Raw genomic sequence first — 3,297 nt, 5'->3', positions numbered from 1 at the left:
GTTTGGGTGTTGGTGGCGCGGCTGGGTAGTGCGGGGTCGGTGGATTGCCATTGTGATGTGCGGGGGTCGTAGTAGCGGGCGCCGTGGTAGTAGAGGCCGGTTTGGTGGTCGTATTCTTTGCCGGTGTGCTGGTGGTCGACGGGTTGTGATGATGTGCTTTTTTCGTGGGTCCAGGTTTCGCCGCCGGGGATGTATTTGATGTGTTCGGCGAGTTTTCCGCCGGTGGTGGTGGTGTAGCCGGTGGAGCCGAGGTGGTCGGTGTGGTTGTAGTACTGGACGTCTTCGATTTTGGTGGCTTCGACGGCTTTGGTGAGGAGTTTGGTGGTGCCGATGTAGATGTGTTTGAAGGAATCGTTGGCGCGGGTGGAGTAGTTCTGGTTGGGGTAGAAGTAGTAGGCGTCGATTTGTTTGACGACGCGTTGGCCGTTGTGGTCATACAGGTAGCGGCTGGATGCGGATCCGCCGGCGTTGGCACACGATGAGGGGGCTTGGTCCTGGTCTTGATTCTGGACGTTTTCGTGGGTGCAGGCGAGGCGGTTTTCCTCGTCCCAGATCAGTTGGCGGCGCGAGGTGGAGGTCTGGTTTCGGCTGATCTGGTTGCCGGCGTTGTCGTAGCCGAAGCTGTGGGCGCCGATGGTGGTGGCTGCGTGGGGTTTACCTGCGGCGGCGTAGGTGTAGGTGTTGTTGTAGGTGAGGGCTCCGTCGTTTTGGCCGCCGATGGCGCGGGTTTGGGTTTTGGTGGTGATGTTGGAGATGGCGTTGTAGCCGATGGTGAGGTTGTAGGTGTCGGTTTTGGTGGGCGCGCCGGTGGGGTCAGGGTTGTAGGTGCCGGTGGCGCTGGTGAGGCGGTAGAGGTCGTCGTAGCTGTAGGTTTCGCTGCTGGGCCCACCGACTCGCTGCCCGACATCGGAGGTGGTGGGTGCGGCGGCGGTGTTGGTGATGGTGGTGATGTTGCCGACGTTGTCGTAGGTGTAGTTGATGTTCTGGAAGGTGTAGCCGCCGGCGATGTCGGCCTTGAGCTGGGTTTTCAGGTTCTCCAGCCTGCGGTCGAGTGAGTTGTAGGTGTAGCTGGTCCGGGTCCCGTTACCGGTGACCTGGAACACCCGCTGCCCGAACCGGTCGTATTCCAGCCTTGACAGGTAGGTGTAGTTGTAGGTGCCCTTCACACCGGTGGCGGTGTTGACCTGGCCGCCGGAGTCGTAGCCGTAGGTCAGGACCTCCCCGTCGGGATAGGTCATCTTCAGGACCCGGTTCCACGAATCGAACTGATACCCGGTGGTGAAGGTGCGGATCTGGCCACCGTTGCCTCTCACCGTGCGGGTCTCCTCGGTCGTTTCACCCAGCGGCCCGTACTTCATGGTGACCAGGCCGGCGCCGTCGATGATCGAGATCGGCCGGCCGGCGGCGTTGTCGGCCGCGCCGGGCGCACCGTAGGTGTAGGTGACGTTGTTGCCGGTGTTGTGAAGACCACCGGTGTTGAACACCGGGTAGCGCACTTTCTTCAGCCGGGTGTAGTCGTAGTCGTACTCGATCGGCTGGGTCAGTTTCGCGGTCTTCTTCGTGACCAGGTTCCCGGCCAGGTCGTAACCGAAATCGGTGACACCGGCATCGGGGCTGGTGACCTTGGTGTTGCGGCCGAAGTTGTCGAACTCCATCGTGGTGGTGTTGTCCGCATGGTCGGTGACCGACGTTTTCTCACCCAGCGCGCTGTAGCCGAAGCTGGTCCAGATCACCGCCTGCGCGGCACCACCGGCGGGGTTGAACTGTTTGACCGCGGTGGTCTGGCCGCGCACGTCGGTATAGGAGCGCGACGTTTTCCCGTTCGCGTCGGTCGCGATCGTCTCGAACCGGGTCGCGCCTGCCCGATCAGCACCGAACCCATACGTCATGGTCGCGGTGGTGTTGTCAGGCAGCCGGGTCTGCACGACCCGGTCCAGCACGTCCAGCGTCACCACACTCGGGCCGGCGCTGGTGTCATGCCCGGAAGTGAAGGTGGTGTTGCCCGGACCCTTGTTTTCACTTCTCGGGTAGTAGGTCTTCACCGCCCGGCCCATACCGTCGTAGACGACCTGGCCCGAAACCACCATCTTGTCGCCGGCTCCCGCGGCCTCACTGGTGTGCAGGGCCGCATCGGCCTTGGTCTGCACCACCCGGCCCAGACCATCGATGAACGTGACCGTGTCGATCGTATCGGCCTTATAAGTGCCGTCGGCCTGCTTGTCGATGTGCCTGGTCACCGCATACGGCACATCGGCCCCAAGGTGATACTCGATAGCAATCGTGACCTTGCCGGTGCCGGCCTCATACGGCCCCGTCACCGTGTCCAAACGGCCCACCTTGTCATACGTGCTGGTGACGGTCTGGTTATTGGTATCGGTACTGGTCAGCACCACCCCGAACTTCGGGTCATACGTCGAAGCCGAGCTATACCCGAAATGATCGGTCACCGACGCGACATAAGTGTCCACGGCCGCGTCATGGGTATAGGTCAGCTTGGAGCGCTGCCCATCCTTGTTGGCCGGACCCTCCACCGTGTCCAGGTTCCCGCTCGCCGAATACCCCAGCACCGTCGTCGACGTCGTCCCATCAGCCAACTTCGCCCGAACCTCGCGGGTCTCACCAGTAGCACAGTCCACCGAGGTTTCGCGTTTGCGTTTCACCACCCCATCAACAGTGACGGTGATGTCGTCGGCCACATCCACACCATTAGCACAGTCGGTGTAACCGGTCACCGCACTCACATCATCGCCCACGCCGGACTCCCCGGCATCAACCTGACTGATCTGATTACCCCGGCCGTCATAATCAGCCGTCACATACGTCGACTTCCCCGCGGTCGTTCCACCTTCGAAGAACCGGGTATCAGTACGCGACACGAACGGGAACAACGTCGCGGTCTCCGACCCCAGATCAACCGCGCCACCGGGAACACCGACATTGCGGATCGTGTAGGTGTGCTCAGTCTCGACGTACTTCTTCCCCGCCGCATCCGTGGTAAACGACTTCACCGGCAGACCCGCCGTGTAAACCGAATCCACCCGGAACTGCTCAGTCACCGACCGGTACACCTTGTTGCCGTCACCAGTATCGAGCTGACGCGCCACAACCTGCGCATAACCAAGGAACTCACGCTCCTGACGGTCATAAACGCCACCGGAATACTCGAACACCGAAACCTGAGTATCGTGACCATCACCGGCATGCCCGTCATTGACAGTCACCTTCGACAACACATACTTCGACCGCGGCATCGCATACGTGTTGCCATCACGGACATAGTCGAACTCCATCGTCGCA

The 3,297-nt window shown here is 61.3% G+C and carries 1 protein-coding gene; it reads right to left on the bottom strand.

The window, feature by feature from the left end:
- On the bottom strand, window positions 1–3,170 hold a 3,170-nt coding region (locus ACFFGN_RS36040), incomplete at its 3' end, for an RHS repeat protein (RefSeq protein WP_380057767.1).
- Between the last annotated feature and the right edge of the window lie 127 nt (window positions 3,171–3,297).

Source organism: Kribbella deserti (assembly GCF_042434725.1).
Classification (GTDB): Bacteria; Actinomycetota; Actinomycetes; order Propionibacteriales; family Kribbellaceae; genus Kribbella; species Kribbella deserti.
This window is presented reverse-complemented; position numbering and strand designations above follow the sequence as displayed.